Genomic DNA, 24,885 nt, shown 5'->3' with positions numbered 1-24,885 from the left:
TGGCCCCGACATCAACTGTTCGGGGCCAGTTTTTTGGTGTAGGGCATGGGTCAGAAACGAAACAAGCCTCGGAAATACGCAAATACCTGAGCAGATTGGCGTTAGAATGTCGGTATGATGCCCGCCCCCGACACCGCTGTCCTGATTGACGGGCACGCCCTGGCCTTCCGCTCGTATTTCGCACTGCCGCCGCTGACCAGCAAGAGCGGCGAGCCGACCCACGCCATTCTCGGCTTCATGCGCCAGCTCACAAAACTGATGAAGCAGACCAGCAACCAGGTGATCGTGGTGTTCGACCCGCCGGTCAGGACCTTTCGCAAGGAGCAGTACGACGACTACAAGGCGGGCCGCGCCGAGACGCCCAGCGACCTCCCGGCCCAGATCAACCGTATCCGCGCCATCGTGGACGCCGTGGGCCTGCCGAGACTGGAAGTCAACGGGTACGAGGCCGATGACGTGATCGGCACGCTGGCCAAGAAAGCCGAGGCGCACGGCATGAACGCGGTGATCGTGACCTCCGATCGAGACAGCTACCAGCTGCTGACCGAGCGCGTCAAGGTGCTGACCAGCGATTTCAAGCTGCTCGGTCCGGCAGACGTGCTGGAAAAGTACGGCGTCAGCGTCTCTCAGTGGGTCGATTACCGCTCGCTGACCGGTGACGCCAGCGACAACATCCCCGGCGCGAAGGGCATCGGCCCCAAGACAGCGTCCAAACTCCTCCAGGAACACGGCACCCTCGACGAGGTGATTGCCCGCGCCCAGGACGGCACGCTGGAACCCAAGGGCGCACGCGAGAAGATCCTGGCGAGCCTGAGTAACGTCTACAAGAGCCGTGATCTGTCGTGCATGGTGACTGATCTGCCACTCGACATCGAGATGGCGACCCACGCGGGCGCGGGCGACCCGGCGACGCTCGACGCTCTGCTAACCGAACTCGACCTGGGCAGTGTACGACGCGACCTCGAAGCACTTCGGAGCGGCGAAATCGGCGAGAGCACCCCTGTTGCCGAACCCGCAAGCCTACTGCGCGAGGTGCCGCAGGCCGAGTGGCGCACCCCCGGCGAGGGCGTGATGTGGGGCTACCTGCTGTCGCGCGAGGACGACTTGAGCGCTGAGCTGCTTCAGGCCGCGACTTACGACAGCGACGTTACCCGCACCGCACCGCTTGAGTTTGAGCCGGTTGAGCAGGAGTCACTTGAAACCACTTCATCGCCCGAAGAAGCGCTATTTGAGGAAGTGGCCAGCAATAAGAAAGCCAAATCAAAGGCCAAGCCCAAACCCGAACCGCTCGGTCACGTCAATGAAGCCGAATTCGTGGGCCAGCGTGAGATCCGGGCGGCAGGGGCCAAGGCGCTGGCGACCCACCTGCAAGTGCGCGGTCTCAAGATTGAGCCGGGCGACGACCCGCTGCTGATTGCCTACCTGCTCGACCCGGCCAACACCGCCATGCCCGCCGTGAGCCAGCGCTACCTGCACGCACGCTGGCCGGGCGACGCGGCGGGGCGGGCAGCCCTCAGCGGCCAGCTCTGGGAGCTGCTGCTGCCGCAGCTCGACGAGGCGCGACTCAAACTCTACTACGACATCGAAAAACCGCTCTCGCAGGTGCTGGCCCGCATGGAAGTGCGCGGGGTCAAGCTCGACAGCGCTTACCTGCGCGGGCTGAGCGGGGCGATGGGAGCGCGCATCCAGACGCTGGAGGCCGAGATCCACGTTCACGCCGGGCACGTCTTCTCGGTGAGCAGCCGCGATCAGCTCGAAGCGGTGCTCTACGACGAATTGCAGCTCGAAACGGGCCGCAAGACCAAGCTGACCGGCAAGCGCTCGACGGCGGTAGCGGCGCTGGAACCGCTCCGGGACGAGCACCCAATCATTCCGGCGCTGCTGGAATACCGTGAACTCAGCAAGTTGCGCGGCACCTACCTCGACCCCATGCCCAATCTGGTCAACCCCCGCACTGGGCGGCTGCATACCACCTTCGCCCAGACCATCGCGGCGACGGGCCGACTGAGCAGCCTCAACCCCAACCTCCAGAACATCCCGATCCGCTCGGCGGTGGGCCGCGAGATTCGCAAGGGCTTTATCGCCGAGGCGGGCTTTACCTTGCTGAGCGCCGACTACTCGCAGATCGAGCTGCGGCTGCTGGCCGACATCTCCGGCGACCTGCTGATGCAGGAAGCTTTTCAGACCGGGGCCGACATTCACCGCCGCACCGCCTCGCAGGTGCTGGGCGTGGACGAGAACAATGTCAGCATCGAGCAGCGCCGGGCCGCCAAGACGGTCAATTTTGGGGTGCTCTACGGCATGAGCGCCCACCGCCTCAGCCGCGACCTGGGCATCCCCTACGCAGATGCCAGCGGCTTTATCGACCGCTATTTCGAGACCTACCCCGGCATTCGCGGCTACATTGACCGCACCCTGGCGTTTGGCCGCGAACACGGCTACGTCGAGACGCTGTACGGACGGCGGCGCTACGTTCCGGAACTGGTGAGCACCAACCGCACCGTGCGCGAGGCGGGCGAGCGGCTGGCCTACAACATGCCGATTCAGGGCACCGCCGCCGACATCATCAAGATCGCCATGATCAGGCTGGACGAACCACTGATGGCGTTGGGCGCGCGGATGCTGCTGCAAGTCCACGACGAACTGCTGGTCGAAGCCCCACTCGGTAAGGCCGACGAGGTGGCAGAACTCGTCAAGGCCACCATGATGGGCGCGGCCCAGCTCAGCGTGCCGCTGAATGTGGAAGTCGGACGCGGGCCGGACTGGTTCGATACCAAGTAACGACCCGCCTGTCAGAATGACTGGGTGCATACGCTAGCGCTGATTCTGGTGACCCTGGTGGCCCTAGAACACCTCTCCATCCTGATTCTGGAAATGTTTCTGTGGCGCACTGAGCGCGCCCAGCGGATCTTCGGCATCAGCCCGGCGCTCTCGGAGCAGACCGTGACGATGGCCGCCAATCAGGGCCTCTACAACGGCTTTCTGGCGGCGGGCCTGATCTGGGGCCTGGTGAGCGGACGCGCCGACGTGATGGTCTTTTTCCTGGCCTGTGTGGTAATCGCCGGACTCTACGGCGCGGTGACGGTCAGCCCGCGCATCGCCGTGGTGCAGGCGCTTCCGGCGGCGCTGGGGCTGATCGCGGTGTGGCTATCATGAGCGCAAACGGCTGGACGGACGCCGCCCAATCCATTCAGAGCCGCGTTCGGCTCAGATTTTGAAGAGAATCCGCCCGCACGAGGGGCACTTGACCGGGGGCAGTTTGCCGCCAGCGGCCCGCTGCTGGATGTTGACCGGCAACTGCACATTGCAGCCCTGGCACCTTCCCGCCGTATACGACACGATCCCGATGCCTTTCTTGCCCTTGCGGATCAGCTCGTACTCCTTGACCAGTCTCGGCTCGGTGCGGCCCACCAACCCAGCGCGCTCGGTCCGCATGTCCTGGCCCTGGTCGCGCAGACCCTGCACGCGGGCCTCGTCGGCCTCTTCCAGGCTGCCCAGCGAGGGCCGCAGCGCCTTGTGCTCGCCGCGCAGACCACTGGCGCGCTCACGCAGGGCCACCTGCTGGGCGTGCAGCGGCTCCAGCGCTTCCTGGTAGTCCGAGACGCGCTCGGAGAGCTGCAAGATGACGCTCTCGTACTGCGACTGCAACTTGGCGTTGGTGGCGTTGCGGTCCTGCTCGGTTCTGTTGCGGGCCACCTGATCGCGGCTGCTGGCCAGATCGAGTTCGAGCTGCCGCACCTGACGGTCCACCTTCTCCAGCTCGATCTCGGTGTCTTCGAGCTGGTTGTTGATGCTGCCCTGCTGCGTGCGGGCGGCCCGCAACCCGTCTGAAATCTGATCTTCCTCGGCGCGCAGGCGGTCAAGTTCCAGGTCCAAAACCTGCACACGGTAAAGCTGTTCCAGTTGTCCGCTTTCGCTCATCGCTGCCAGTCTACCCCCCTTCGGCCCACAAGGAGGCCCGCCGTATTAGCTGCTGCGCTCAACGCCCAGCCGGGGACACAGGCTCAGCAGCGTGCAGGCCGAGCACTGCGGGGTGCGCGCCAGGCAGATTCGCCGTCCGTGCAGGATCAGGGCGTGGTGCAGGAAAACCCACTTTTCTCTGGGAAAGAACCGCTGCAAGTCGAGTTCGACCTTATCGGGATTGGTGTGGGCGCTGAAGCCCAGCCGCCGTGCGAGCCGCCCCACGTGGGTATCCACCGCAATGGCGGCGTACCCGTAGGCGTTACTCAGCACCACGTTGGCGGTCTTGCGCCCGGCTCCCGGCAGGGCCACCACCGCGTCAAAACTGTTGGGCACCTCGCCGCCGTGCCGCTCGATCAGCAGTCCGGAGAGCGCCACAAGGTTTCTGGCCTTGTTGCGGTAGAGGCCGATGGTGCGGATCAGCGTCTCGACATGCTCGACGGGAGCGGCGCTCATGGACCGGGCGTCGGGGTAGGCGGCGAATAGCGCGGGCGTGGCGGCGTTCACGCTTCTGTCGGTGGCCTGCGCCGAGAGCACGGTGGCGATCAGCAACTCGAACGGGTTGCGGTATTCCAGCTCGGTGCGGGCGTCAGGATACGCCTCCCCGAGTCGAGCCAGCACCCCGGTGGCGCGGCGCTTGAGTGCGGCGGGAGAAGCAGGATTGGCAGGCATTCCACCAGCTTACCCAACCCCCATCTTCACCGAATTGTGACTTTACTTAAAGCTTACTTAAATGCTCTAAGCTGCCCGGCGACATGGACTGGCTCTACAGCATCATTCTCGGCATCGTGGAGGGACTCACCGAATTCCTCCCCGTTTCTTCCACCGGCCACCTGATCGTGGCGGGCGACCTCCTGCGCGTGCCGTGGCCGAAAACGACGCTCGACACCTTTGAGGTCGTCATTCAGGGCGGCGCGATTCTGGCGGTGGTGGTCTACTACTGGCGCGACCTGGTGCAGCAGGCCCGCACCATTAACAAGGACGCGGGCGTGCAGCGGCTGTGGCTGGGCATTGTCGTGGCCTGCATTCCCGCCGTGATTCTGGGGGTACTCTTCGGCAACAAGATCAAGGCGCTGCTGTTCACGCCCACGGTGGTCGCCTGGGCGCTGATCGTGGGCGGCGTGCTGATGTACCTGATCGAGTTGCGCCCACGCCCGGCGACCACCCACAAGCTTGAGAGTATCAACCTGCGCCAGGCCATCATCATCGGTGCGGCGCAGTGTCTGGCGCTGCTGTGGCCCGGCTTCTCGCGCTCGGCCAGCAGCATTCTCGGCGGCATGCTGACGGGCCTGGACCGCCCCACCGCCACCAAGTTCAGCTTTTACCTGGGCATTCCGGTGCTGGGCGGCGCGACCCTGCTCGATTTCGTCAAGCACCGCCACGACCTCGGCTCGGCGGGCGTGACCAACGTGGGCATCGGCTTTGTGGTCAGCTTCATCGTGGCCTACTTCGTCATCGGCTGGCTGCTGCGCTTTATCAGCACCCACAATTTCAAGGGCTTCGCCGTCTACCGGATCATCGCGGGCATCGTCATTCTGGGACTAATCGCCAGTGGGGTCATCCATAACGTCAACCGCGCCTGAACGCCCGACCAGCGCTGAGCGCTCCGCATCCCGTCCGAGTGACGGGATGTTTGCTGTCCGGTTTTCCCGGCACACGCGCCCAACTTCACCCCGCCGTCACTGACAGGCCGCGCCAGGTTGTCTATCCTTTTGCCATGAGCCTCCTTGACATGATTGGCCCGGTGATGATCGGACCGAGCAGCAGCCACACCGCCGGGGCCTGCCGCATCGGGCAGGTGGCGCGGCAACTCCTGGGCCAAACGCCTGCGCACGCCGAGATCGGGCTGCACGCCAGCTTCGCCAAGACCGGCAAAGGGCACGGCACCCACCTCGCCCTGGTTGCCGGGCTGCTCGGCTACGCACCGGACGACGCCCGACTGCCGCAGGCGTTTGGAGAAGCTGCCTCGGCAGGCCTCACCTTCAACTTCGAGACGGTGGACCTGGGCGACGTGCATCCCAACTCGGCGCGGCTGACGGTCAGCGGCAACGGGCAGACAGTCACAGTGATCGGCTCCAGCACCGGGGGCGGCGTCATCGAGATCATCCGGGTGGACGGCTTCAAGGTCAGCTTTTCTGGCGGGGCCTTTACGCTGCTGACGCGCTACAACGACGCGGTGGGCGTGATCGCCAAGGTCGCCGGGCTGCTGGCCGCCGACCACGTCAACATTGCCGCGCTGACCTGTGACCGCGACAAGCGCGGCGGTAACGCCATGCTGTGCATAGAACTGGATCAGACGCTAGGCAACGCGGCACAGCACTTTCTGCTGAGCTGGCCGGAAATGGACTGGGTCAGGATGGTGCAGCCGGTGATGGACGCCGGGATCGTCGCGCCAGTCCTGCTGGGGACAACGGCATGACTTTAGACGAGATTCTGAACGCCCCCTCGCCCGCCTCGCAGTGGGTGCTGGACAGCGACTGCGCTGAGAGCGGTCTGACTCCTGCCATCGTCAAGGAAGCCATGCGCTCCCGCATTGCCGAGATGCGGGACAGCGTGGAGCGGGGGCTGGCCTCCAGTGCGCCGAGCACCACCGGCATGGTCGGCTGGAACGCCAAGGGCCTATGGGACGCGCCAGACCTGCTACAAGCACCGCTACTGAGGCGGGTGCAGGCCTACGCAATGGCCGTCAACGAGGAAAATGCCCGGATGGGCCGGATCGTCGCCGCACCGACGGCAGGCAGCGCCGGGACAATTCCCGGAGCGCTGCTGGGCGTGGCCGATCATCTGAAGATCTTAGACGACGATCTGGTGATGCCGATGGTGCTGGCGGCGGGCGTGGGCAAGGCCATCAGCAAGCAGATGTTCATCAGCGGTGCGGCGGGCGGCTGTCAGGCCGAGATCGGCTCCAGCGCGGCAATGGCGGCGGCGGCAGTCACCGAACTGCTGGGCGGGTCTTCAAGGGCCTGCGTCCACGCAGCGGCGATGGCGCTGATGAACACCATCGGGCTGGTGTGCGATCCAGTGGGCGGCTACGTGGAAGTGCCGTGCGTCTCGCGCAATGCCTTCTTCGCCGTTCATGCGGTCAGCTCGGCACAGTTGGCCCTCTCCAATCTCGAGAGCTTCATTCCGCCGGACGAGGTGATCTCGGCCATGGCGCAGGTCGGTCGGATGATGCCGCTGGAACTGCGCGAAACGGCGGAGGGTGGGCTGGCGCAGACGCCGACGGGGCTGGCAGTGACGGCGAGAATGGAGGGGAAATAATTCGATGGGGCCAGCGCTGCCCGATCAGGTAGATGGTGACAATGAAGACCAACTGCACCGGCAACCAGAGTACTCGCTCCCGCCAGTAGGCAGTTTGCGAATACTGCCACAGCACCCAGCCGCGCTGTCCCAGCCAGAAGCACAGGCCAGTCACGAGAAGCGACGCTTCCGCGTTGACCATCAGCGTGAATGGAGCAGACCGGAGACCCATCAGGTAAAAGCCGGGCAGAATCAGCTCCATCGTCTGGAATATTAGAAGGCTCACCAGCGCCGTGCGCCCTATCTGCCTGAGTCGTTCGCGCCACACAGCCCGCCGCGTTTCCTGTGCCCAGACGGCATTCGGGGCGTGCTCGGCTTCGGCCTGCATGGCTGCGTCCCAATCATCAGGATTCATGTCTAATTTCCCGGCTCTTCGAAACATACTGCCGCAGCCGTACGCCCAGGAACACACCGCCCCAGATCCCAAGGACAATGCAAAACCACCGCAAGAGCCCAACCGGGGTCATCCACCACTCAAGAACTTCTGCCCAAGTAGGCCGAGGATAGAGATCAAGGCCTCTCAAAACCGACTGCGGAAAAGGTCGACCCGGCTCCGGCATCAGCAAGCCCGTTAAAACTGAGAAAACGCAGAAACATAAACATAGAAGTGGGGCGGCCAACCAAACGCCGACTCTGGCCCAGCCCAGCACAACTCCGATTACTAAAGTAGACATAAAGTTCGCCAATAACGTCAAAGTGAGCCAGGCTGCTTCAGTATTGACCCAGGGATAACCGCGAAGGACACTCCAACTTCCCTGAACCGAAATGTCATTCATTACAAGCACACAGCCTTCAGCCAGAGCCAGAAGCAGGAAGACTTTTCGCACGGCCGAACGGGAGCGTCGCCTTTGGGCCAGCCGCAACGTCTCCCCCACCCACACCTCGTCATTTACGCTCGCCGCCTCGTTCACCATGCCCTGTTCCCAGTCTTCCGGCGTCACAGTAGCGCCCCCCTCAATATCGGTGCCGTTTCCTCACGCCGCTCCCGAGCCAGCTTCAGCCCCGCTTCGCTCAGGCGGTAGATGTGGCGCGGCGGTTTGCCCGCGTGCGGCGACGGCTCCCATTCGGCGTCCAGGAGTTCGGCTTCGTGCAAGCGCCTCAAAATCGGGTAGAGCGTGCCACTTTTGAGGTCAGTGGCCTTGCTCAGGTCGTAACCGTGTGCCCAGGCGGGATGCGACTCCGCAAGCTGCGCAAGTATGGCCTGCGTCTGCGGGCTGATGTTGGGAGGTCTGGGCATGTCCTATTCTACTTATGTAGAGTTTAATGTCAAGTGACCCAGAGTGGGCACCACCTGCGCCCTCAAATGCCCAACATTTCCCGCAATTCGGCGTGCGACACGATGACCCGCTCAGCCCCAGCTTCTTCGAGCGCCACGCCGTCTGCGTTATGGCCGCCGCCAATAAAGCCCCAGCCCGTCGCCCCCGCACTGAGGCCCGCCGCCAGTCCGGGCAGACTATCTTCCACCACCAGGCAGCGCTCAACCTTCGCGCCGAGTTGCTGGGCTGCAAAAAGGTACAGATCCGGCAGCGGCTTGCCCCGACCGCCCACGTGCGCCGGGTCGTAGGCGTGAGCGCCGATCAGCTTGTCCAGGCCCGCCGCCTTCAGCTTGGGACGGAGCTTCTCGCGCAGACTGTTGCTTGCCACCGCAAACGGCACACCCACCGCTTTGAGTGCTTGCAGGGTCTGGGCCGCGCCCGGCACTTCCTGCACCGCCGCGAACGCTTCGGCCAGGCGCTCGGCCAGCTGCTGCTCGAACTCGGGCGCGGGCGTCCAGCCGTGATCACGCGCCAGGCCCGCGTAGAGGTTCGGCACCGTGCTGCCCACTGCCCGAGTCATGTAATCGGCGTGGTCCAGCGTCAGGCCATGTTCGCCCAGCGTCTGCAGCCAGACCCGGCCCGCGACCACTTCGCTGTCTACCAACACGCCGTCCATATCAAAGAGCACCGCATCGAAAATCATCTTGCCGCACTGTAGAGCCTCAGCGAAGCGAAATGACTCTTCCCCTTTCTGCTTTCGTTGCTGGAAGCGGGGACGGCGGGTGAATTCCCCGGCGGCTTTCCGGCCCATCCTGTCCAGGCCCGCAAACGCTCTCCTCCGGCGGCGCTAAGCTGAAGCATTCGGGAGGCACAATGGAACGCTTGGAAATCAACGAGATTCTGACCGGGCTGCGCGCGGCGCGCTCGGCCCGGCAGGGCGCGGCCGTCGCCAGCGTGGTGCGGGTACGCGGCAACGCCTACCGCCGCGAGGGTGCCCGCATGCTGATCCGCGAGGACGGCTCGCACGTCTGCATGCTCTCGGGCGGCTGTCTGGAGAGCGAGGTGGCCCTCAGCGCCCAGCTCGTCATGGCGCAGGGTCTGCCCTCGCTGACCAGCTACGATCTGAGTGAGGATGTGATCTGGGGCCTGGGCATCGGCTGCGGTGGCAGCGTGGACATTTACGTGGAGCCGGTGCTGGACGGTGGTGGACTGCTGGGCGGCGGGCTGCTCGGCACCTGGCTGGGGCTGCTGGAGCGCGGCGATCTGGGCATCCTGGCCACCGTGCTGCCCGCCGCTGCTGACAGCCTACCGGGTGCACCGCTGGGCCGCCTGCTGGTCCGCGAGGACGGCACAGCCCAGGGCGAGGGGCAACTCGAACCCGCTCTCGGGGCGCAGATTCTCGGCGCGGCCCGTGAAATGCTGCGGGCGCTGTATCCCAGGGCCGAAACCCGGCGCTTCACGGCAGCGGGCGGCGCGGCAGTGGACGTTTTTCTGGACGCCAGCGCCCCCGCCCCTGAACTCGTGATCTTCGGAGCCGGACATGACGCCCTGCCACTCGCGCAGCGTGCCCTGGAAGTCGGCTGGACCATCAGGGTGGTGGACGCCCGCGCCGCCTTTCTGACAGACCAGCGCTTTCCCGGCGCGCAGCTCACCCTGGCCGAACCGGACCGACTGGGCGCAGCACTCAGCCTGGGGCCGCGCTCATTCGTGATGGTCATGAACCACCACCTGGAGCGGGACCGGGCCTGCCTGCGCTTCGCCCTGGAAAGTGCCGCGCCCTACGTGGGCGTGCTGGGACCGCGTCAGCGCTTTCTGGACGCGCTGGCGACGCTGAGCGAAGAAGGCTACCAGCCCGACGCCGAGCAGCTCGCCCGCATCAGCAATCCGGTGGGGCTGGACATCGGCGCGGAAAGCCCTTACGAGGTGGCACTCTCGGTGGTGGCCGAACTGATCGCCGTGCGGCGCGGCTTTGCCGGGGGCCGCCTGAATGGCCGGGCCGGGCGCATTCATGACCCCGCCGAGCCTGCACCTGCCGCCGCTCCTCTGTTGCCCGCAGCCGGGGCGGTAAACTAGCCGCATGTCATGGCTTAATCGTCTGCGTGACGGCCTGAGTAAGACCCGTCAGCAGCTCAACCAATCCGCCGGATTCCTGGGCACCGACCTCAAGGACGTGTTCACCAACCGCATCGAGACGCTCGAAGACCTCGAATACGCCCTGATCGTCGCCGACGTGGGCCGCGCTGCCACCGAAGAAATCCTGGAGGACGTGCGGAGCAGCACACGAGGCAACCTTCAGGAGGCCTTGATGGACGCCATGACCCTGCAACTCGAACCCGACGCCAAGCGGGCGCAGTTTCGCAAGTTCGGTTTCAATCCCGATGCCAAGCGCAGCACCGTCGATCCGCAGGGCAAGGTCATCATGGTGATCGGCGTCAACGGGGTGGGCAAAACCACCACCATCGCCAAGCTGGGCCGCTACTACCAGTCGCGCGGCAAACGGGTGATGTTCGCGGCGGGTGACACCTTCCGGGCGGCAGCGGGCGCGCAGCTCGGCGTCTGGGGCGAGCGGCTGGGCATTCCGGTGGTGCAGGGCATGGACGGCGGCGACCCGGCAGCGGTGGCGTTTGACGGAGCCGTCGCCCGCAAGGCCCGCGACTTCGATCTGCTGTTCGTGGACACCGCCGGACGGATGCACAACAAGCACAACCTGATGGAAGAGTTGAAAAAGGTGCGCCGGGTTATCGACAAGGCCGATCCAGGCGAACCGCACGAGATCTGGCTGGTGCTCGACGCTGTGACCGGGCAAAACGGGTTGCAGCAGGCCAAGAAGTTCCACGAGGCCATTACCCTGACCGGCGTCATCGTCACCAAGCTCGACGGCACGTCAAAGGGCGGCATCGTCGTGCCCATCGTGCGCGAGCTGGGCGTGCCGATCAAATTCATCGGCGTCGGCGAGGGCCAGGAAGATTTGCAGCCGTTCGACAGCAAAGAATTCGTTCAAGCACTTTTTGATGTCAACATCCCGAAGGATGAGCTGGGCAAAGGGGTTTTCAGCCGCGAAGACTGAGGGGGTTTGAGAGTGTTCGCTTGACTCGCTCCTCTGCGGAGCTTGTTAGGTTCTATCCTGCCGCGCAAAGAGGGAACTAAACACCTGGCCTGCTCCCATTCTAAGGTCAACCTTCGCCTGGCCACTTCACCACCTGGACAGATGCAAAACGCACTGGCCTGAACGTCACCGAAGGCCCAACCGTGGAGAACGTGAAAGAAAACGGCCACAAATAAAACCGCGCAGACACAGTGCCGAGCGCAGTGACCAGCTCCCCCTCACCACCGGTGAGGGGAAAATGCAAATGCCAACAAGCCGAAGCACTGACCCAAGCACAAATTAAACCGGCAGCACCCGCACGTGATCGGCGATCAATCCGCCGCCCAGCAGCTTCGGCCCGGCGTACAGCACGGCGCTCTGGCCAGGAGCCACGGCGAACTGCGGCTCAGCAAATTCCAGCTCGAAGCCCTGCCCGTCAGCGTGAATGATCCGCGCCGCGACGGGCCGGGTACGGTAGCGCACCTGCACTTCCAACTCGCGGGGCAAGTCGGCCAGATCGATCAGGTAGTTGGCCCCCTCGGCTTTCAGCGTGCGCCACAGGCAGTCCTCGTACTCGCCCACCCAGACGGTGTTGCTTGACACGTCCAGGTGAACCACGTGCCTCACCAGATGCGACTGAAACAGACCCAGCCCCTTCTTCTGGCCCAGGGTGTAAAACTGGGTGCCCAGATGCTCGCCCACCACCTCGCCCGTGCGGATGTCACGCATCTGACCAGACTGCTGCGGCACGTACTCAGCCACGAACTCCTTGACGGTGCCGGGCACGAAGCAGATGTTCTGACTCTCGGCTTTCTGGGCGGTCAGCAGGCCGTATTCCTCGGCGATCTCACGCACACGGGGCTTTTCCAGCTCGCCCACCGGAAAGAGGATGTAGGGCAGGGCGTCTCTGGGCGTGCCCCACAGAAAGTAGGTCTGGTCCTTGCGCGGGTCGTCACCCCGGTGAAAGGCCACGGAGCCGCCCGGCTCGTCTACCCGCTTGACGTAGTGTCCGGTGGCGACGTAATCGCAGCCGAGCATCTTGGCCTTCTTGACCAGTTCGTCGAACTTGACCTTGGTATTGCAGTTGACGCAGGGATTCGGCGTGCGCCCGGCGGCGTATTCGGCCAGAAAAGGGCCGACGATGTGGCGCTGAAACTGTTCGCGGTAATCGAGCAGGTAGAACGGCACACCGACCTGCTCGGCCACCCGGCGGGCCTCGTAGGCGGCGTCGGGCGAGCAGCAACTGTCGAAGGTATCGGTGCGTTTGTCATCGGGCCAGAAGCGCATCATCGCGCCGACCACCGAAAAGCCCTGGGCCTTGAGAAGCGCGGCGCTGACGCTGCTGTCCACCCCGCCGGACATGGCGCACAGCACCCGCCCGCCCGGCTTGATGCCCTGCGCCGCCTGAACCGGGGCCGCTTCGTTCTGGGTTGTGTGCTTCACCGTGGCCGTCATAACGAGTGAGTGTAACAGGACAGCCGATACCCCGCCGTGAGCGCCGCGACAGTGGCCCAAACAACGGGCCAGACCCATGAGCCAAAACAGTGGTTAGACTGCTGTGCATGCTCACCGATGCCCAACTCCTCGCCGCCGCCGCCCGCTTCGGCACGCCGCTCTACGTCTACGACGCCGCCGAGCTTGACGCTGCTCTGGCACGGGTGCGAACCGCCTTCACGGATACCCGCCTCTTTTACGCCATGAAAGCCAACCCGAACCTGACTTTGCTGGCCCGGATGCGCGCGGCAGGGGTGGGCTTCGAGTGCGTCAGCGCCGGAGAGCTGGCGCGGGCGGTGAAGGTGGGTGCGGGCGGCAGCGACATTCTGGTCAACGGTCCGGCCAAGTCGGACGAGGAGTACGCCGAGGGCGCACGGCTGGGCGCGACCTTCATCGTGGATAGGGCCGAGGAAGTCGGGCTGCTGCCGCCACGCTCGCGGGTGCTGGTGCGGGTCAATCCGGCGCTGGAGGTCAGCACCCACGATCACCTCGCCACCGGGGCGGGCGGCAGCAAGTTCGGCGTGCCGCTGGGCGGAGTGCCCGCCGTGTTGAACGCTTTACGGGCGGCGGGCCACGACGGACGCGGCCTTCATGTCCATATCGGCAGCGCCATCCGCGACGCTACCGACTTCGCGGCGGCCTTCGCGCGGCTCAGCGAACTGCGGCCCGCTGTGGGTGAGTTGGAAGTGCTGGACGTGGGCGGCGGCTGGAGTCTGGACGCCGACCTGGACGGCATCGCAGATCAAGCCAGGCGAGCAGCGCAGGTGTTCGGCGCTCAGCTCTGGGCCGAGCCGGGGCGCTACCTGGTGGCGGGGGCGGGCGTACTGCTGAGTCAGGTGGTGGGCCTCAAGGCAACTGCCCACGAGTTCGTGCTGCTCGACGCGGGCATGACCGAGCTGATCCGCCCGATGCTCTACGGCGCGGTTCATCCGGTGCTCCCACTCTGGCCACGCAGCGAGGCCGCCCTCCACAACACAGGCACCTACGACCTGGCTGGTCCCGCCTGCGAGAGCGGCGACGTGCTGGCGCGGGAGGTGCCACTGCCAAGACCCCAGCGCGGCGACGTGCTGGCACTCCTGGAAGCGGGGGCTTACGGCGCGGCCATGAGCAGCAACTATCTGACCCGCCCTCGCCCAGCAGAGGTGCTGTGGGACGGGGAGTGGCGGGTCATCCGGCAACGCGAGAGCGTTGAGACGATTTGGGCAGCGGAAACGTGATACTAACTCCACTTCATTCCGGAACACCCCACAACAAGTGGTCAGGCGTGTTCATGCGCGTTTCGTCATGAGCAGCACCTCTCTGGTACTCCTCCTCCCGTTCTGATCAAGACAGCGCGGAAAGTCCTTCCGCAAGGCGGAATCCGTCGCCCTTCCTTCTCCTGTTGTCTTGGGCAGAACGGCACCTCTCGGGCCTGCCCGCTGGTCCGATGAGATCGCGTCCAGCATCCGTGTGCTGGACGCGATCTCATCGGAACCCTTACGGATACTCAGCCGTCCTCGTCGCTGGGAATCAGCTCAGTGGGGCTGGCGCTATGCTGCTGCAACTTGGCAGCATTGTCAGTGGGCGTCTCGTTCTGCGGATCGCCTTCCGGCACGGCCACCACTTCCGGGTGCTCCTCCGGCAAGCTGGACTGGATGATCTCGCCGGGCTGGTTGCGGGCACTCTTGTCTGTCATGGCCGCACCTTAAAGACAAAGTGGGCCGTCATGGTGGTGATTTGAGCAAGCGGGCTTTAGAGAGACGCCCTCACAACTGCGCGTGCAGCCGCCGCGACAGCTCGCCCGCCACTTCGAGGCCCACCGCGAGCAGCTTGAAGTACGCCTCACTGGTGATCGGCTCCTCCTCCGCGCCGCCCTGGGCTTCCAGCATCAGGCCCGCAGCGGTGGCGACCACATTCAGATCGGCGCTGGCCCGCGCGTCCTCGCCGTAATCCAGATCGACCAGCAGTTCGCCGCCCACATAGCCGACGCTGACCGCGCCGAGTTCGTGCTTGAGCGGCCATTCGCTGAGCGTTCCGCGCTTGACCAGACGGTCCGAGAGATCAAACAGGGCAGCGTACCCGGCCAGCAAGCTGGTGACGCGGGTGCCGCCGTCAGCCTGCAACACGTCACAGTCGATCACCAGGGTCTGGTTCCTGAAGGGTTTGAGATCAACCACCGAGCGAAATGAGCGGCCCAGCAAGCGCTGAATCTCATGCCGCCGCCCATTTTGCATATTGCGCTCGCGGTTCTGGCGGTCCTGGGTGGCGCGCGGCAGCATCAGGTACTCGGCCATCAGCCAGCCTTCCTTCTTGCCGCGCATGTGGGGCGGCACCTTCTGGTCGAGGCTGACGGTGGCGATCACTCTGGTCTGGCCCAGTTCCACCAGCGCGCTGCCCTCGGCGTAAGCGTTGACACCCCGGCTCACCTTGAGGACACGGGGTTCGAGGGCGGCCCGGCCCTGCCTCACTGTGATGACCTCACTGTTGCCGTCCTCATCGGGCTGCCTGCTGCATGGCGATCTCGGGAAAGGAAAATTCGGCCCGCTTGACCCGGACCGGCTGGCCCGTCAGCGCCGCCATCACGGGCGTGGCCTGTCCAAGATCACCCGTAACAAAAAACTGCGTCTCGCCGCCAGCACCGGGCGTTTCGGTACCCATCAGTACCTGCACCGTGCGCCGCGCCACCGCTGCTCCGGAATCGAGCAGCGCGAACTGAGTGCCGAACTCGGCCCGAATGCTGGCAACTAGAAACGGAAAATGGGTGCAGCCCAGCACCAGTTGATCGGCCCCAGCCGCTGCGGCGGGCGTCAGCACCTCGCGCAGCACGGCCCGCATGCGCGCCGAGTCGGCCTGCCCTTTTTCCACCAGCGGCACCAGTTCGGGGTGACTCAGGTGAAGCACTGCCACCCCGGCGGGTACGGCAAACTGCCGGGTCACCTCGGCCAGCTTCTCGCCGCGCAACGTGACCGGCGTGGCGAGCACCGCCACCGTACCACTGCGGGTGGCCGCCACCGCCGGTTTGAGCGCCGGAACGAGGCCCACGATGGGAAAACCGGGACCGAACTGTGCCCGCAGAAAATCGAGGCTGAAGGCACTGGCAGTGTTGCAGGCGACGACAGCTCCCCGGCAGCCTTGCGCGAGTAGCCAGGCCAGGCAGGTCGCCGTCAGGCTCCGCACCTCGTCGTCGGAGCGGCTGCCGTAAGGCACGTGGGCCGTGTCGGCCAGATACACGAAATCCTCTCCCGGCAGCGCCCGTCGCAGTTCGGCCAGCACACTCAGGCCGCCCATGCCCGAGTCAAAGACGCCGATGGGCCGCGCCCGCAAGGCAGGTTGGGGTGGGTGCTGCTCTGATCTCACGCCCGGAAGTCTAGCGGGTTTGTAGCCGTGCTGCGCCAACCTCAACCTGCACCACGGGCCAGTAGAGCGGCGTGTGGTGCAGAAGGCAGTTGAAGAGACACGTCCTGAACCACATGTCATCAAACCGCTGCGCCGTTGATATGGGCCGGCTGCCGGGCAAACAACAGCACGAAACGCCGGAGTGTGAAGGCCACCTCAGAGCGTTTTCAGCACGGCGCTCGGCGGGTGCGCCAGGGTAGCGTATGCACGCCGTCCGCTTGTTGCTGGCCACTGCTGGCCTCAGCCTCGCCGCTGCGGCCAGTGCCCAGCCGTCCGTCTCGCCAAACGCGGTTTTCAGTCCGCCCTTGCTGAGCACCGTCGAGGTTGGCCTGACCGGGGGCTACGCGGCGGGCGGCAGCGGCCAGGTGTCGGTCAGCCGCGCCGATCTGGCCGGGCCGCTCGGTGTGCGTCTGAGCCTGAGCCGCAGCAGCAACGATCAGCCGCAGGCGAACGGGCAGCAGACGCGCCGAACCCTCTTGGCCTACGGTCTGGACGCCACCTACGATTTCGGCCAGCCGATGCCGGGCGTGGCGACCAGCTTCTACGGCGGGCTGCGTTACGGTCAGATCATCTCGCGTCTGAGCGGTTCCGGCGACCAGACCACCGAGACGACCAGCGGCGCTCCGGGCCTGGGCATGGGCGCGCAGATCGGCTACCTGCTCACCAACACCTTCAGTTTCATTGCCGAACTGGGCCTAGATCAGTATTTCGGCAACAAGGGAGAGGTCAGCCAGAACAGCCAGACCACGCCCACCGCCGAGCGCCCCGGTACAGTGTTCAGGGCGCTGCTGGGCGTCAAGTACCGCTTCTAGAGCATTTGTCACAATAGAATCTGGGGATGGGCGTGTTTAAACCAGTGTTCGATCTCTAACCGCTTCACGGCGTCCAGGGCGTTGCCAATGGCGTTGAGAAGATCTTGGACGACCCGCCAGGCACCACCGCGCACCAGGGCTTTCATTTTGGAGAACATCAGCTCAATCGGGTTGAAATCTGGACTGTACGGTGAGGTGAACAGCATCTCGCAGCCCTGGGCTTCGATGAGCGTCCGAATGGACGCTCGGTGGTGCGAGGAGAGGTTGTCCAGCACCACGACCTGTCCCTTTTGAAGTGTGGGGCAGAGGATGTCTCTGACGTACCACTCGAACGTTGCCCCATCCAAAGCGCCATCGATCACGATGGCGGCTTGCGGCCCGGCCAAGCTCAGTGCGCAGATCAAGGTTTGATTTCGCCCATGATTTCTCGGCACTTGATCAACGGCACGCTCATGGCTGGGAGCACACCCATACCTCCGCGTCATCGCGATGTGAAAGCCGCTCTCGTCGAGAAACACCAGGCGCTCAGGATGTTGGAGATAGGGTGCAAGATCGTTGAGGAACTGCCTACGTCGTTCCTCACAGCGTTCTCTGGCGACCAGCGTTTTTTTTATGGATGATCTTATGACGGCGAAACACCCGGTCGACTGTTTTGAAACTGACCCTCAGCCCGGTGGCGGCTTCCAGCAGGTCCGCGTGCTCTTGCAGGGTCGCGTCTTGGTGTGTCTCGAGCTATGCTAAGAGCTGTTGCTCATGGTGGGTCGTCACCGTGCGGTGACGACCCGTCGGCTGAGCCACGACGTGCAAAGTGTTCTGGCGATGCCGCTCCAGATAGCTTTTGACCGTGTCGACATGCACAGAAAAGTGCTGTGCCGCTTCGTTCGGCGAAGCGCCGCCCAGGACCAGCGCGACAATCCGAGTCCGAAGCTCCAAGCTGTACCCACGTACCCCGGCTGTATTCACGAATTTATTATGGCAAATGCTCTAGGTATCTCCTTGTAAGACTTTAGCTTTACCGAACGGAGCGAGTGAGGAAGACGGTATGTCCTCAGATCTCTCCTTCCGAGAACCCGTCCGGCAGGCCACCCAGGGTCTGGGACAGCCACTGCCGATCGGCCCTCAGCAGCGCAAGCTGACGTGAGATGGCCAGATCAACCCCGAAGAGGCCTTGCCCAAAGGCCCCCTCATGGGTGGGCACCCGCTCCAGGCCCGCGATCTGTATCTCCAGGCTCTCCCGACGCTCGGACAGCAGGCGCTTGACCTCCGCAGGCGGCAACTGATTGACGAACATCATCCCCAGGTCACCGTAGAAGGCCACCGGCTCGGGGCGGCTGAGGTGGGCACGCAGCAGCGCGAAAAACTGCTGCTCGCCGCCGGGCGTCAGGCCGTACACGCGCCGGGCCGGACGGTTGCCTTCCTGCTCGGTGGTCGCCTCAATCCAGCCCTGCTTTTCCAGCCGGTCAAGGGCCGCGTAGGCGGTGGCTTTCTTGAGCGTGGTGAAGCGGCCCAGATTGCGTTCGATGAACTCGTTGAGCTGGTACCCGTGCTGGCGCTGCCCTTTGAGCAGGCCAAGCAGCAACAGGGTGTTCGGGTCTGTGGTCATATCTCCAGACTAGTCCAGGCTTGACTATTCTGGCAAGCGAGCTTAAAGTCAGAGTTGAAATAGTCCAGTATGACTAGTCACAACAGGAATATAGCCGCCTCCCCCTATCCCCTCATTCATTCTTTAAGGAGCCTCATGTTCCTCGCCCTACGCGAACTCCAGCATTACCGCTTCCGCTCCGTCCTCATCGGCGGCATCGTCGCCCTGATCGCCTTCATGGTCTTTATGCTGACCGGCCTGACGCGTGGTCTGGCCCACGACAACGCCGCGCTGCTGATCGAGACTCCCGCCAGTTACTTCGTCACCACCCGCGACGCCGAGGGCGTGTTCACCCGCTCCTTCCTGAGCAAGGCGGACGTTCAGCGCATCACCGCTGCTGCCGGGAGCGCCAGCACGCCGCTGGCCCAGAGCTTCGCCAGCTTCAGTAACGGCGATAAGCAACTCAGCGGTGTGCTGCTCGGCATCGATCCGGCCAGCTTTCTGGCTCCGAAAGTAACGGACGGCCAGGCCCTGACCGCCAGCACTGCGGGGGCCGTCGTGGACAGCTCCCTCCAGAAAGACGGCGTGAAGCTCGGTGACACGCTGATTCTCAAGCCCGGCGGCGAAACACTCAAGGTCCTGGGATTCACCCGGTCCGCCCGGCTCAACCACCAGCCGGTGATGTTCGTGACGCTCAGCCGCTGGCAGGCGCTCAACCCTCGCAGCCAGGGCAGCGTCAGCGCCGTGGCCCTCAAGACCGATGCTGGAGTGGCCAGCAAGGTCGGCGCACTGAGCGGCCTCAGCGTCTTTACCCGTGCCCAGGCCCTTCAGGTTCTACCGGGTTACAAGGAAGAGCAGGGCAGCCTGACCATGATCCAGGTGTTCCTGGTGGTCGTCGCTGCCTTCGTGATGGCTGTGTTCTTCTACGTGCTGACCCTCCAGAAGACGCCTCAGTTCGGACTGCTCAAGGCCATCGGGGCCAGCACCCGCACCCTGGCGGGCAGCCTGGTCGCGCAGATGCTGCTGCTGACCGTCGTTGCCGTGCTGATCGCCGCCCTGGTCACCCTGGGGCTGGTGAATCTGCTGCCCGCCGGGATTCCCTTCACCCTGACGCTGCCCACCCTGCTCGCGGCCTCGGCCCTGTTGATCGTGGTGGCCGCCCTGAGCAGCTTGCTGAGCCTGCGCACAGTCGCCAAGGTTGATCCGCTGATCGCCATCGGCACCGTGACCTGAAGTCGGAAGGGGCCACAGGCCCCTTCTCGCTTGAAGTTCCCAACTGTTCTTCTGCCCTTCTCTCCCCTTCCCAGGAGTCCATCATGACCCTCACCATTGACCGTCCACAGACTGCTTCCGTCTCCCACGCTGCCGCCGCCCTGAACGCCCCGATCCTCTCGCTCCAGGGTGTCAGCAAGACCTACGGCGACGGTGACGGCACCATCACCGCCCTACATCCAGCCACGCTGATGGTCCGGCCCGGCGAACTGGTGGCCGTCAACGGTCCCTCGGGAAGTGGCAAGAGCACCTTCCTCTCGATTGCCGGGGCGCTCCTGCGGCCCAGCTCCGGTCAGGTGATGATTGCTGGGCAGGATCTGATCTCTCTCTCCGACGCGGCACTGCCCGCCTTCCGCCTGAAACACCTCGGCTTCGTCCTTCAGAGCAGCAATCTGATTCCTTACCTGAACGTCCGCGAGCAGCTCACCCTGGTGCCGCATCTGGCCGGTGAGGATGGACGGGATGCCCGGCAGAAGGCGGAGGACCTGCTCAAACTGCTGGGGCTGACCGAGCGCGCCCGGCACTTCCCCGACGCCCTCAGCGGCGGGCAGCGCCAGCGTGTCGCCATCGCCCGCGCCCTGATGAACGACCCGCAACTGATCCTGGCCGACGAGCCGACGGCCAGCCTCGACAGCGTCCGGGGCCGCGAGGTGGTCGAGCTGATCGCCCAGCAGGTCCACGAACACGGTAGGGCCGCCGTAATGGTCACCCACGACGAGCGCGTGCTGGACTTGTGTGACCGGGTGGTAAGCATCGTCGACGGGCGACTGTCGGCGGGTGAGTAACCAACGCCAAGCGAAAAACGTCCCTGACTTTCCCGGCACCAAGCGCCTACCATAAGTCCAGTTTCCCCGCGTCCAGACCACCGCCTGCCCCGCCCCCCCATTTCAACCTTGCCTCAACAGGAGTCACCATGAACACCGCCATTCCCATTCTCCGCTGGATCATTCGCGTCGCCGGTATCGTCGCCCTGGGCATGGGCCTGATCTTCTGGGGCGGCAGCGGCTACGGCCTGCTGAGCGCCCACCAGGGACTGGGCTATGTGGTGTCCATCGCCCTGCTGCTGATGGCCATCCTTGGCTTCGGGCAGCGTGTCGCGCCGGGCCTGCTGGTCACGGCAATCATCTGGAGCCTGGTCGTGCCGGGCGTCGGCAGCTCACAGCTCAAGATGCTGCCCGGCGACCTCCACTGGATCATTCAGGTGTTTCACCTGCTGCTGGGTGTCGGGGCCATCGGCCTGGGCGAGGTCATCGCGGGCCGGGCGCAGCGGGCACGCGCCGCCTGATTGCCGAACCGCTGCCCAGTTGACCCCCCCGCCCCCCACACGCTAAGATGCCCGACGTTCCTGACCACCCGGCGACAAGTTGCGAAGGCCGCAAGTTGCACGGCAGCACGAACACTCTTATCCAGAGCGCCCGAGAGAACTGGCTCGACGACGGCGCAGCAACCGGCCCTCATCACGGCAGCGGTGCTTTCCATACCCCACAGCGCAGGCGTTAACGATAACGGCGAGGTGGGAACGATAAGGGCAGGGCTCCCAGCGTACCCATGACGCTTCCCTCCCTCCAGTCAGGCGAGGGGCTTTTTGTTGGCCCCGGAGAATTTCTCAGACCCACCCGGAGGTCAACCCATGACGAATACCCAGCGCTTCGAGACCCTGCAAGTGCACGCCGGACAGAAACCCGACCCCGCAACGGGCGCGCAGGCCGTGCCGATCTACAACACCAACAGTTACGTTTTCGAATCGGCGGAGCACGCCGCCAAGTTGTTCGGTTTGCAGGCGTTCGGCAACATCTACTCGCGGATCATGAACCCCACCACCGACGTGTTCGAGCAGCGGGTGGCCGCGCTGGAAGGCGGCGTGGGCGCGCTGGCCGTCGCCAGCGGCCACGCCGCTCAGTTTCTGGCGATCACCACGCTGGCCCAGACCGGGGACAACATCGTCAGCACGCCGAATCTCTATGGCGGCACGGTCAACCAGTTCAAGGTGACGCTGGCCCGGCTGGGCATTGAGGTCCGCTTTACATCCAGCCAGGAAACGCCAGAAGAAATCGCCGCCCTGATCGACGACAGGACCCGCGCCGTGTACCTGGAAACCATCGGCAACCCGGCGCTCAACGTGCCCGACTTTGAGGGGGTTGCGGCCGCCGCACACGCCAAAGGTGTGGCCGTGATCGTGGACAATACCTTCGGCGCAGGCGGATTTTTCTGCCAGCCGCTCAAGCACGGCGCGGACATTCTGGTCGAGAGCGCGTCCAAGTGGATCGGCGGGCACGGCAACGGCATCGGCGGCGTCATCGTGGACGGCGGCAAATTCGACTGGGGCAACGGGCGCTATCCGCTGATGACGGCCCCCAGCCCCAGCTATCACGGCCTGAACTTCTGGACCGTCTTCGGCGAGGGCAACGCGCTGGGTCTCCCCAATCTGGCCTTCATTTTGCGCGCCCGCACCGAGGGCCTGCGCGATCTGGGGCCGACCCTCGCGCCGCAGCAGGCCTGGAATTTCATTCAGGGTCTGGAGACCCTCTCCCTGCGCGGTGAGCGTCACGCCCAGAACACCCTGGCACTGGCCCGGTGGCTCAGAGAGCAGCCAGAAGTCAGCAAGGTCACCTATCCGGGCCTGGAGGAGCACCCCCACTTCGAGCGGGCCAAGAAATATCTGCCACGCGGCGCGGGCGGCGTCCTAACCTTCGAACTGAAGGGCGGCAGGGCAGCAGGTGAGGCGTTCATCGAGCGGGTCAAGCTGGCGCAGCACGTTGCCAACGTGGGCGACACCAAGACCCTGGTCATTCACCCGGCCAGCACCACCCACTCGCAGCTCGACGAGGGCGCGCAAACCCTGGCGGGCGTGACCCCCGGCCTGGTACGGGTCTCGGTGGGCATCGAGCACTTTGAGGACATCAAGGAAGACTTCGCGCAGGCGATGGTGGGCGTGCCGGAGCCGGAGTCGGTGTGACGGCGCTGGAGGCGGCTCCCCGCACCTTTGCGCCGCTGGGTGAAGCGCCGCAGCGATGTTCGGCGGTTCTGTTTGGGACCACGCCGCTGCTGCTCGACAGTGGGCAGGTCGTCAGCGACGTGCGAGTGGCCTACCACACCTACGGCACTCCCAGCCGCGACGCCGTGCTGGTGCTACATGCCCTGACCGGCGACAGCGCGGTGCATCAGTGGTGGCCGGGCCTCTTCGGAGCGGGCCAGGCCCTCGATTCGGGGCGCGACTTCATCGTGTGCAGCAATGTGCTGGGCGGCTGTACGGGCACGAGTGGTCCCGCCGAGCTGGGCACCGACGAACTATCGCTGCGCGACATGGTGTGCCTTCAGCGTGAACTGCTGCGCCACCTCGGCGTGGAGCGCGTCAGCGTGGTGGGCGGCAGCATGGGCGGGATGCAGGCCTATGCCTGGCTCAACACCTTTCCCGATCTGGTGAACAAGGCGGTCATCATCGGCGCGCCAGCGCGGCATTCGCCCTGGGCCACCGGGCTGAACACGGCGGCCCGCAGCGCCATTCTGGCAGCCCCCGGCGGCGCGGGGCTGCAAGTCGCCCGCCAGATCGCCATGCTGAGTTACCGCAGTCCGCAGAGCTTCGCCCAGACCCAGGCCGGGCCGAGTTCCCGCCGGGCGGGCCAGGCAGCCATCAGCACGTACCTCGAATACCAGGGCCAGAAACTGGCCGACCGCTTTTGCGAGCGCAGCTATCTGGCGCTCACGAACGCAATGGACCGGTTTCAACTGACCAACGCCGAACTGAACCTGATGCAGACGCGAACGCTGGTGGTGGGCATCTCCAGCGACCAGCTCTATCCGGCCTGGGAAGTGCGCGAGCAGGCCGGGCGGCTTCGTAACGCGATCTACTGGGAACTGGAGAGTCCGCACGGCCACGACGCCTTTCTGATGGACGCTTCGGCACTGGACGAGCAGGTAAAGGCGTTTCTGGAAGGTTGAACGCTGCCGGGCGGAAACCAGCCCTCAGCCCTGACCCACCAGCGTCCGGTCCGGCTCCCAGCCCTGGTCTGCACCGATCTCATCTGTCCCGTCCCAATCGGCCCGGTTCTGGTCAACCCAGGACAGGCGCACGCCCCGCGCCGCCAGATACGCCTGAACATCGTGGCCGTGCTCGGCCAGCCCGCGCAGTAGCGCCTGGGCCTGGGCCTGCACGGCCTGGGCCTGCGCGGCGCTGAGATACCCCGCCCGCACGGCGGCCAGGAACTCGTCCTCGTCAATCAGCTCGGCGCGCAGGCCATGCCACACCAGCACATCCAGGTAATGATCGGTCAGGGTCCAGATCCCGCCTGCCTCGGTGATGGTCGCCAGATCGATGTAGTAGTCGTGCTCACGCGGGCCGTGAAACTCGTAGCGGCAGACCTGCAACCCCAGCGCGGGCAGCAGATGGGCCTGCCAGGCGCGGATGCGCGGGTGGGCCTTGAACGGGCGAACCACCGCCAGCCCCGCCGCATGCACGTGATACCGCTCGACGGCGCGAATCCCAGTGTTGGTGTGGTGTTCGCGCCGGGCGAGGTCGTGGCGCTCGACCTTGGGTGGCTTGGCCGGGGTTGATTCTATTGGGAACGGTTTGGCTTGAACGGCGCGTGCGCCAGCGTCCGGGTGGCGGGTTCTCGGCGGCGCGTCAGTCGGCATAACCTACAGTACAGGTCACCTCCGGGGCCGCGTGACCCGGAGACGGGAAGCTGTGTAGACTTCCGACCAACCATGAACACTTCGGCGGCGTAGCAAACGTGTCCACCGTTGGTACAG

The 24,885-nt window shown here is 64.9% G+C and carries 24 protein-coding genes, 1 pseudogene and 1 riboswitch; of the genes and pseudogenes, 14 read left to right on the top strand and 11 right to left on the bottom strand.

What is annotated here, in order from left to right; genetic code table 11:
* Positions 1-114: 114 nt before the first annotated feature.
* The gene (polA, locus tag N0D28_RS07995) at positions 115-2,781 is read left to right on the top strand and encodes a DNA polymerase I (protein ID WP_260559008.1); all 2,667 of its coding nucleotides are present in this window, start codon (positions 115-117) and stop codon (positions 2,779-2,781) included.
* A gap of 24 nt (positions 2,782-2,805) precedes the next feature.
* Entirely contained in the window at positions 2,806-3,156 is a 351-nt protein-coding gene (locus tag N0D28_RS07990) for a DUF1304 domain-containing protein (protein ID WP_260559007.1), read from the top strand.
* 51 nt (positions 3,157-3,207) lie between these two features.
* Here the strand turns inward: N0D28_RS07990 and N0D28_RS07985 are convergent, their stop codons facing one another.
* Both N0D28_RS07985 and nth read right to left on the bottom strand, forming a co-directional pair.
* A complete protein-coding gene (locus tag N0D28_RS07985; RefSeq protein WP_260559006.1) occupies positions 3,208-3,921 on the bottom strand; it encodes a zinc ribbon domain-containing protein in 714 nt (237 codons plus the stop codon).
* A 45-nt stretch (positions 3,922-3,966) separates the two neighbouring features.
* Complete coding sequence (gene nth / locus N0D28_RS07980; RefSeq protein WP_260559005.1) at positions 3,967-4,632, bottom strand: endonuclease III; 666 nt, start codon at positions 4,630-4,632, stop codon at positions 3,967-3,969.
* An 83-nt stretch (positions 4,633-4,715) separates the two neighbouring features.
* Between nth and N0D28_RS07975 the strand changes: the two genes are divergently transcribed.
* The 3 genes from N0D28_RS07975 to N0D28_RS07965 all read left to right on the top strand — a co-directional run bounded on the left by N0D28_RS07975 (position 4,716) and on the right by N0D28_RS07965 (position 7,221).
* Entirely contained in the window at positions 4,716-5,543 is an 828-nt protein-coding gene (locus tag N0D28_RS07975) for an undecaprenyl-diphosphate phosphatase (protein ID WP_260559004.1), read from the top strand.
* 134 nt (positions 5,544-5,677) lie between these two features.
* Entirely contained in the window at positions 5,678-6,379 is a 702-nt protein-coding gene (gene sdaAB, locus N0D28_RS07970) for an L-serine ammonia-lyase, iron-sulfur-dependent subunit beta (protein WP_260559003.1), read from the top strand.
* Positions 6,376-7,221 (top strand): L-serine ammonia-lyase, iron-sulfur-dependent, subunit alpha, encoded by an 846-nt coding sequence (locus tag N0D28_RS07965; RefSeq protein WP_260559002.1) that lies wholly within the window; start codon positions 6,376-6,378, stop codon positions 7,219-7,221. The genes sdaAB and N0D28_RS07965 overlap by 4 nt, the downstream gene beginning before the upstream one ends.
* A 976-nt stretch (positions 7,222-8,197) precedes the next feature.
* Here the strand turns inward: N0D28_RS07965 and N0D28_RS07960 are convergent.
* Both N0D28_RS07960 and N0D28_RS07955 read right to left on the bottom strand, forming a co-directional pair.
* Positions 8,198-8,497, bottom strand: coding sequence for a PadR family transcriptional regulator (locus tag N0D28_RS07960; RefSeq protein WP_260559001.1), 300 nt, complete (start codon positions 8,495-8,497; stop codon positions 8,198-8,200).
* 62 nt (positions 8,498-8,559) lie between these two features.
* On the bottom strand, positions 8,560-9,219 hold the full coding sequence (locus N0D28_RS07955; RefSeq protein ID WP_260559000.1) for an HAD family hydrolase: 660 nt from the start codon (positions 9,217-9,219) through the stop codon (positions 8,560-8,562).
* Between the two features lie 170 nt (positions 9,220-9,389).
* Between N0D28_RS07955 and N0D28_RS07950 the strand changes: the two genes are divergently transcribed.
* A complete protein-coding gene (locus tag N0D28_RS07950; protein ID WP_260558999.1) occupies positions 9,390-10,589 on the top strand; it encodes an XdhC family protein in 1,200 nt (399 codons plus the stop codon).
* A 4-nt stretch (positions 10,590-10,593) separates the two neighbouring features.
* Entirely contained in the window at positions 10,594-11,583 is a 990-nt protein-coding gene (gene ftsY, locus N0D28_RS07945) for a signal recognition particle-docking protein FtsY (RefSeq protein WP_260558998.1), read from the top strand.
* A gap of 318 nt (positions 11,584-11,901) precedes the next feature.
* Here the strand turns inward: ftsY and mnmA are convergent, their stop codons facing one another.
* Positions 11,902-12,963 carry a tRNA 2-thiouridine(34) synthase MnmA gene (gene mnmA / locus N0D28_RS07940; protein WP_260561864.1) on the bottom strand — a complete coding sequence of 354 codons (1,062 nt, stop codon included), beginning with the start codon at positions 12,961-12,963 and terminating at the stop codon, positions 11,902-11,904.
* 200 nt (positions 12,964-13,163) lie between these two features.
* On the opposite strand from mnmA, the gene lysA reads away from it, so the two are divergent.
* Positions 13,164-14,312 (top strand): diaminopimelate decarboxylase, encoded by a 1,149-nt coding sequence (gene lysA / locus N0D28_RS07935; RefSeq protein ID WP_260558997.1) that lies wholly within the window; start codon positions 13,164-13,166, stop codon positions 14,310-14,312.
* Between the two features lie 269 nt (positions 14,313-14,581).
* Here the strand turns inward: lysA and N0D28_RS07930 are convergent, their stop codons facing one another.
* The 3 genes from N0D28_RS07930 to murI all read right to left on the bottom strand — a co-directional run bounded on the left by N0D28_RS07930 (position 14,582) and on the right by murI (position 16,431).
* Complete coding sequence (locus N0D28_RS07930) at positions 14,582-14,770, bottom strand: hypothetical protein (protein WP_260558996.1); 189 nt, start codon at positions 14,768-14,770, stop codon at positions 14,582-14,584.
* 70 nt (positions 14,771-14,840) lie between these two features.
* On the bottom strand, positions 14,841-15,542 hold the full coding sequence (gene rph, locus N0D28_RS07925) for a ribonuclease PH (RefSeq protein WP_260558995.1): 702 nt from the start codon (positions 15,540-15,542) through the stop codon (positions 14,841-14,843).
* Positions 15,543-15,567: 25 nt separating this feature from the next.
* A complete protein-coding gene (gene murI / locus N0D28_RS07920; RefSeq protein ID WP_312846395.1) occupies positions 15,568-16,431 on the bottom strand; it encodes a glutamate racemase in 864 nt (287 codons plus the stop codon).
* Between the two features lie 242 nt (positions 16,432-16,673).
* Between murI and N0D28_RS07915 the strand changes: the two genes are divergently transcribed.
* Positions 16,674-17,282 carry a porin family protein gene (locus tag N0D28_RS07915; protein WP_260558994.1) on the top strand — a complete coding sequence of 203 codons (609 nt, stop codon included), beginning with the start codon at positions 16,674-16,676 and terminating at the stop codon, positions 17,280-17,282.
* Positions 17,283-17,290: 8 nt separating this feature from the next.
* Here the strand turns inward: N0D28_RS07915 and N0D28_RS07910 are convergent.
* Both N0D28_RS07910 and N0D28_RS07905 read right to left on the bottom strand, forming a co-directional pair.
* Positions 17,291-18,245, bottom strand: a pseudogene (locus N0D28_RS07910) (IS630 family transposase).
* 85 nt (positions 18,246-18,330) lie between these two features.
* Positions 18,331-18,885, bottom strand: coding sequence for a PadR family transcriptional regulator (locus tag N0D28_RS07905; RefSeq protein WP_260558993.1), 555 nt, complete (start codon positions 18,883-18,885; stop codon positions 18,331-18,333).
* Positions 18,886-19,020: 135 nt separating this feature from the next.
* Here N0D28_RS07905 and N0D28_RS07900 point away from each other — a divergent pair, with 135 nt between their 5' ends.
* From N0D28_RS07900 to N0D28_RS07880, 5 genes are all read left to right on the top strand, one after another.
* Positions 19,021-20,097, top strand: coding sequence for an ABC transporter permease (locus N0D28_RS07900; protein WP_260558992.1), 1,077 nt, complete (start codon positions 19,021-19,023; stop codon positions 20,095-20,097).
* Positions 20,098-20,180: 83 nt separating this feature from the next.
* On the top strand, positions 20,181-20,921 hold the full coding sequence (locus N0D28_RS07895) for an ABC transporter ATP-binding protein (protein WP_260561813.1): 741 nt from the start codon (positions 20,181-20,183) through the stop codon (positions 20,919-20,921).
* A gap of 128 nt (positions 20,922-21,049) precedes the next feature.
* On the top strand, positions 21,050-21,421 hold the full coding sequence (locus N0D28_RS07890) for a hypothetical protein (protein WP_260561812.1): 372 nt from the start codon (positions 21,050-21,052) through the stop codon (positions 21,419-21,421).
* A gap of 114 nt (positions 21,422-21,535) precedes the next feature.
* A riboswitch (SAM riboswitch) is annotated at positions 21,536-21,665 on the top strand.
* Between the two features lie 101 nt (positions 21,666-21,766).
* Positions 21,767-23,092 carry an O-acetylhomoserine aminocarboxypropyltransferase/cysteine synthase family protein gene (locus N0D28_RS07885; protein ID WP_260561811.1) on the top strand — a complete coding sequence of 442 codons (1,326 nt, stop codon included), beginning with the start codon at positions 21,767-21,769 and terminating at the stop codon, positions 23,090-23,092.
* A complete protein-coding gene (locus tag N0D28_RS07880; RefSeq protein ID WP_376777662.1) occupies positions 23,089-24,075 on the top strand; it encodes a homoserine O-acetyltransferase family protein in 987 nt (328 codons plus the stop codon). The genes N0D28_RS07885 and N0D28_RS07880 overlap by 4 nt, the downstream gene beginning before the upstream one ends.
* Positions 24,076-24,099: 24 nt before the next feature.
* Here the strand turns inward: N0D28_RS07880 and N0D28_RS07875 are convergent, their stop codons facing one another.
* Positions 24,100-24,768: a DUF402 domain-containing protein gene (locus N0D28_RS07875; RefSeq protein ID WP_260561810.1), complete on the bottom strand. Its 669-nt coding sequence runs from the start codon at positions 24,766-24,768 to the stop codon at positions 24,100-24,102.
* Between the last annotated feature and the right edge of the window lie 117 nt (positions 24,769-24,885).

Origin of the sequence: Deinococcus rubellus (assembly GCF_025244745.1) — a bacterium.
Classification (GTDB): Bacteria; Deinococcota; Deinococci; order Deinococcales; family Deinococcaceae; genus Deinococcus; species Deinococcus rubellus.
The sequence above is the reverse complement of the archived record's forward strand: the minus strand, read 5'-3'. Positions and strand labels throughout refer to the sequence as shown.

Coding starts and splice junctions, on each gene's coding strand:
- ftsY (WP_260558998.1), top strand. CDS start 10,594: ATGTCATGGCTTAATCGTCTGCGTGACGGCCTGAGTAAGACCCGTCAG.
- N0D28_RS07955 (WP_260559000.1), bottom strand. CDS start 9,219: ATGATTTTCGATGCGGTGCTCTTTGATATGGACGGCGTGTTGGTAGAC.
- N0D28_RS07975 (WP_260559004.1), top strand. CDS start 4,716: ATGGACTGGCTCTACAGCATCATTCTCGGCATCGTGGAGGGACTCACC.
- polA (WP_260559008.1), top strand. CDS start 115: ATGATGCCCGCCCCCGACACCGCTGTCCTGATTGACGGGCACGCCCTG.
- N0D28_RS07905 (WP_260558993.1), bottom strand. CDS start 18,885: ATGACCACAGACCCGAACACCCTGTTGCTGCTTGGCCTGCTCAAAGGG.
- N0D28_RS07900 (WP_260558992.1), top strand. CDS start 19,021: ATGTTCCTCGCCCTACGCGAACTCCAGCATTACCGCTTCCGCTCCGTC.
- N0D28_RS07895 (WP_260561813.1), top strand. CDS start 20,181: ATGACCCTCACCATTGACCGTCCACAGACTGCTTCCGTCTCCCACGCT.
- mnmA (WP_260561864.1), bottom strand. CDS start 12,963: ATGTCCGGCGGGGTGGACAGCAGCGTCAGCGCCGCGCTTCTCAAGGCC.
- nth (WP_260559005.1), bottom strand. CDS start 4,632: ATGCCTGCCAATCCTGCTTCTCCCGCCGCACTCAAGCGCCGCGCCACC.
- N0D28_RS07965 (WP_260559002.1), top strand. CDS start 6,376: ATGACTTTAGACGAGATTCTGAACGCCCCCTCGCCCGCCTCGCAGTGG.
- N0D28_RS07890 (WP_260561812.1), top strand. CDS start 21,050: ATGAACACCGCCATTCCCATTCTCCGCTGGATCATTCGCGTCGCCGGT.
- N0D28_RS07915 (WP_260558994.1), top strand. CDS start 16,674: ATGCACGCCGTCCGCTTGTTGCTGGCCACTGCTGGCCTCAGCCTCGCC.
- N0D28_RS07930 (WP_260558996.1), bottom strand. CDS start 14,770: ATGACAGACAAGAGTGCCCGCAACCAGCCCGGCGAGATCATCCAGTCC.
- N0D28_RS07950 (WP_260558999.1), top strand. CDS start 9,390: ATGGAACGCTTGGAAATCAACGAGATTCTGACCGGGCTGCGCGCGGCG.
- N0D28_RS07960 (WP_260559001.1), bottom strand. CDS start 8,497: ATGCCCAGACCTCCCAACATCAGCCCGCAGACGCAGGCCATACTTGCG.
- N0D28_RS07875 (WP_260561810.1), bottom strand. CDS start 24,768: ATGCCGACTGACGCGCCGCCGAGAACCCGCCACCCGGACGCTGGCGCA.
- N0D28_RS07985 (WP_260559006.1), bottom strand. CDS start 3,921: ATGAGCGAAAGCGGACAACTGGAACAGCTTTACCGTGTGCAGGTTTTG.
- sdaAB (WP_260559003.1), top strand. CDS start 5,678: ATGAGCCTCCTTGACATGATTGGCCCGGTGATGATCGGACCGAGCAGC.
- N0D28_RS07885 (WP_260561811.1), top strand. CDS start 21,767: ATGACGAATACCCAGCGCTTCGAGACCCTGCAAGTGCACGCCGGACAG.
- lysA (WP_260558997.1), top strand. CDS start 13,164: ATGCTCACCGATGCCCAACTCCTCGCCGCCGCCGCCCGCTTCGGCACG.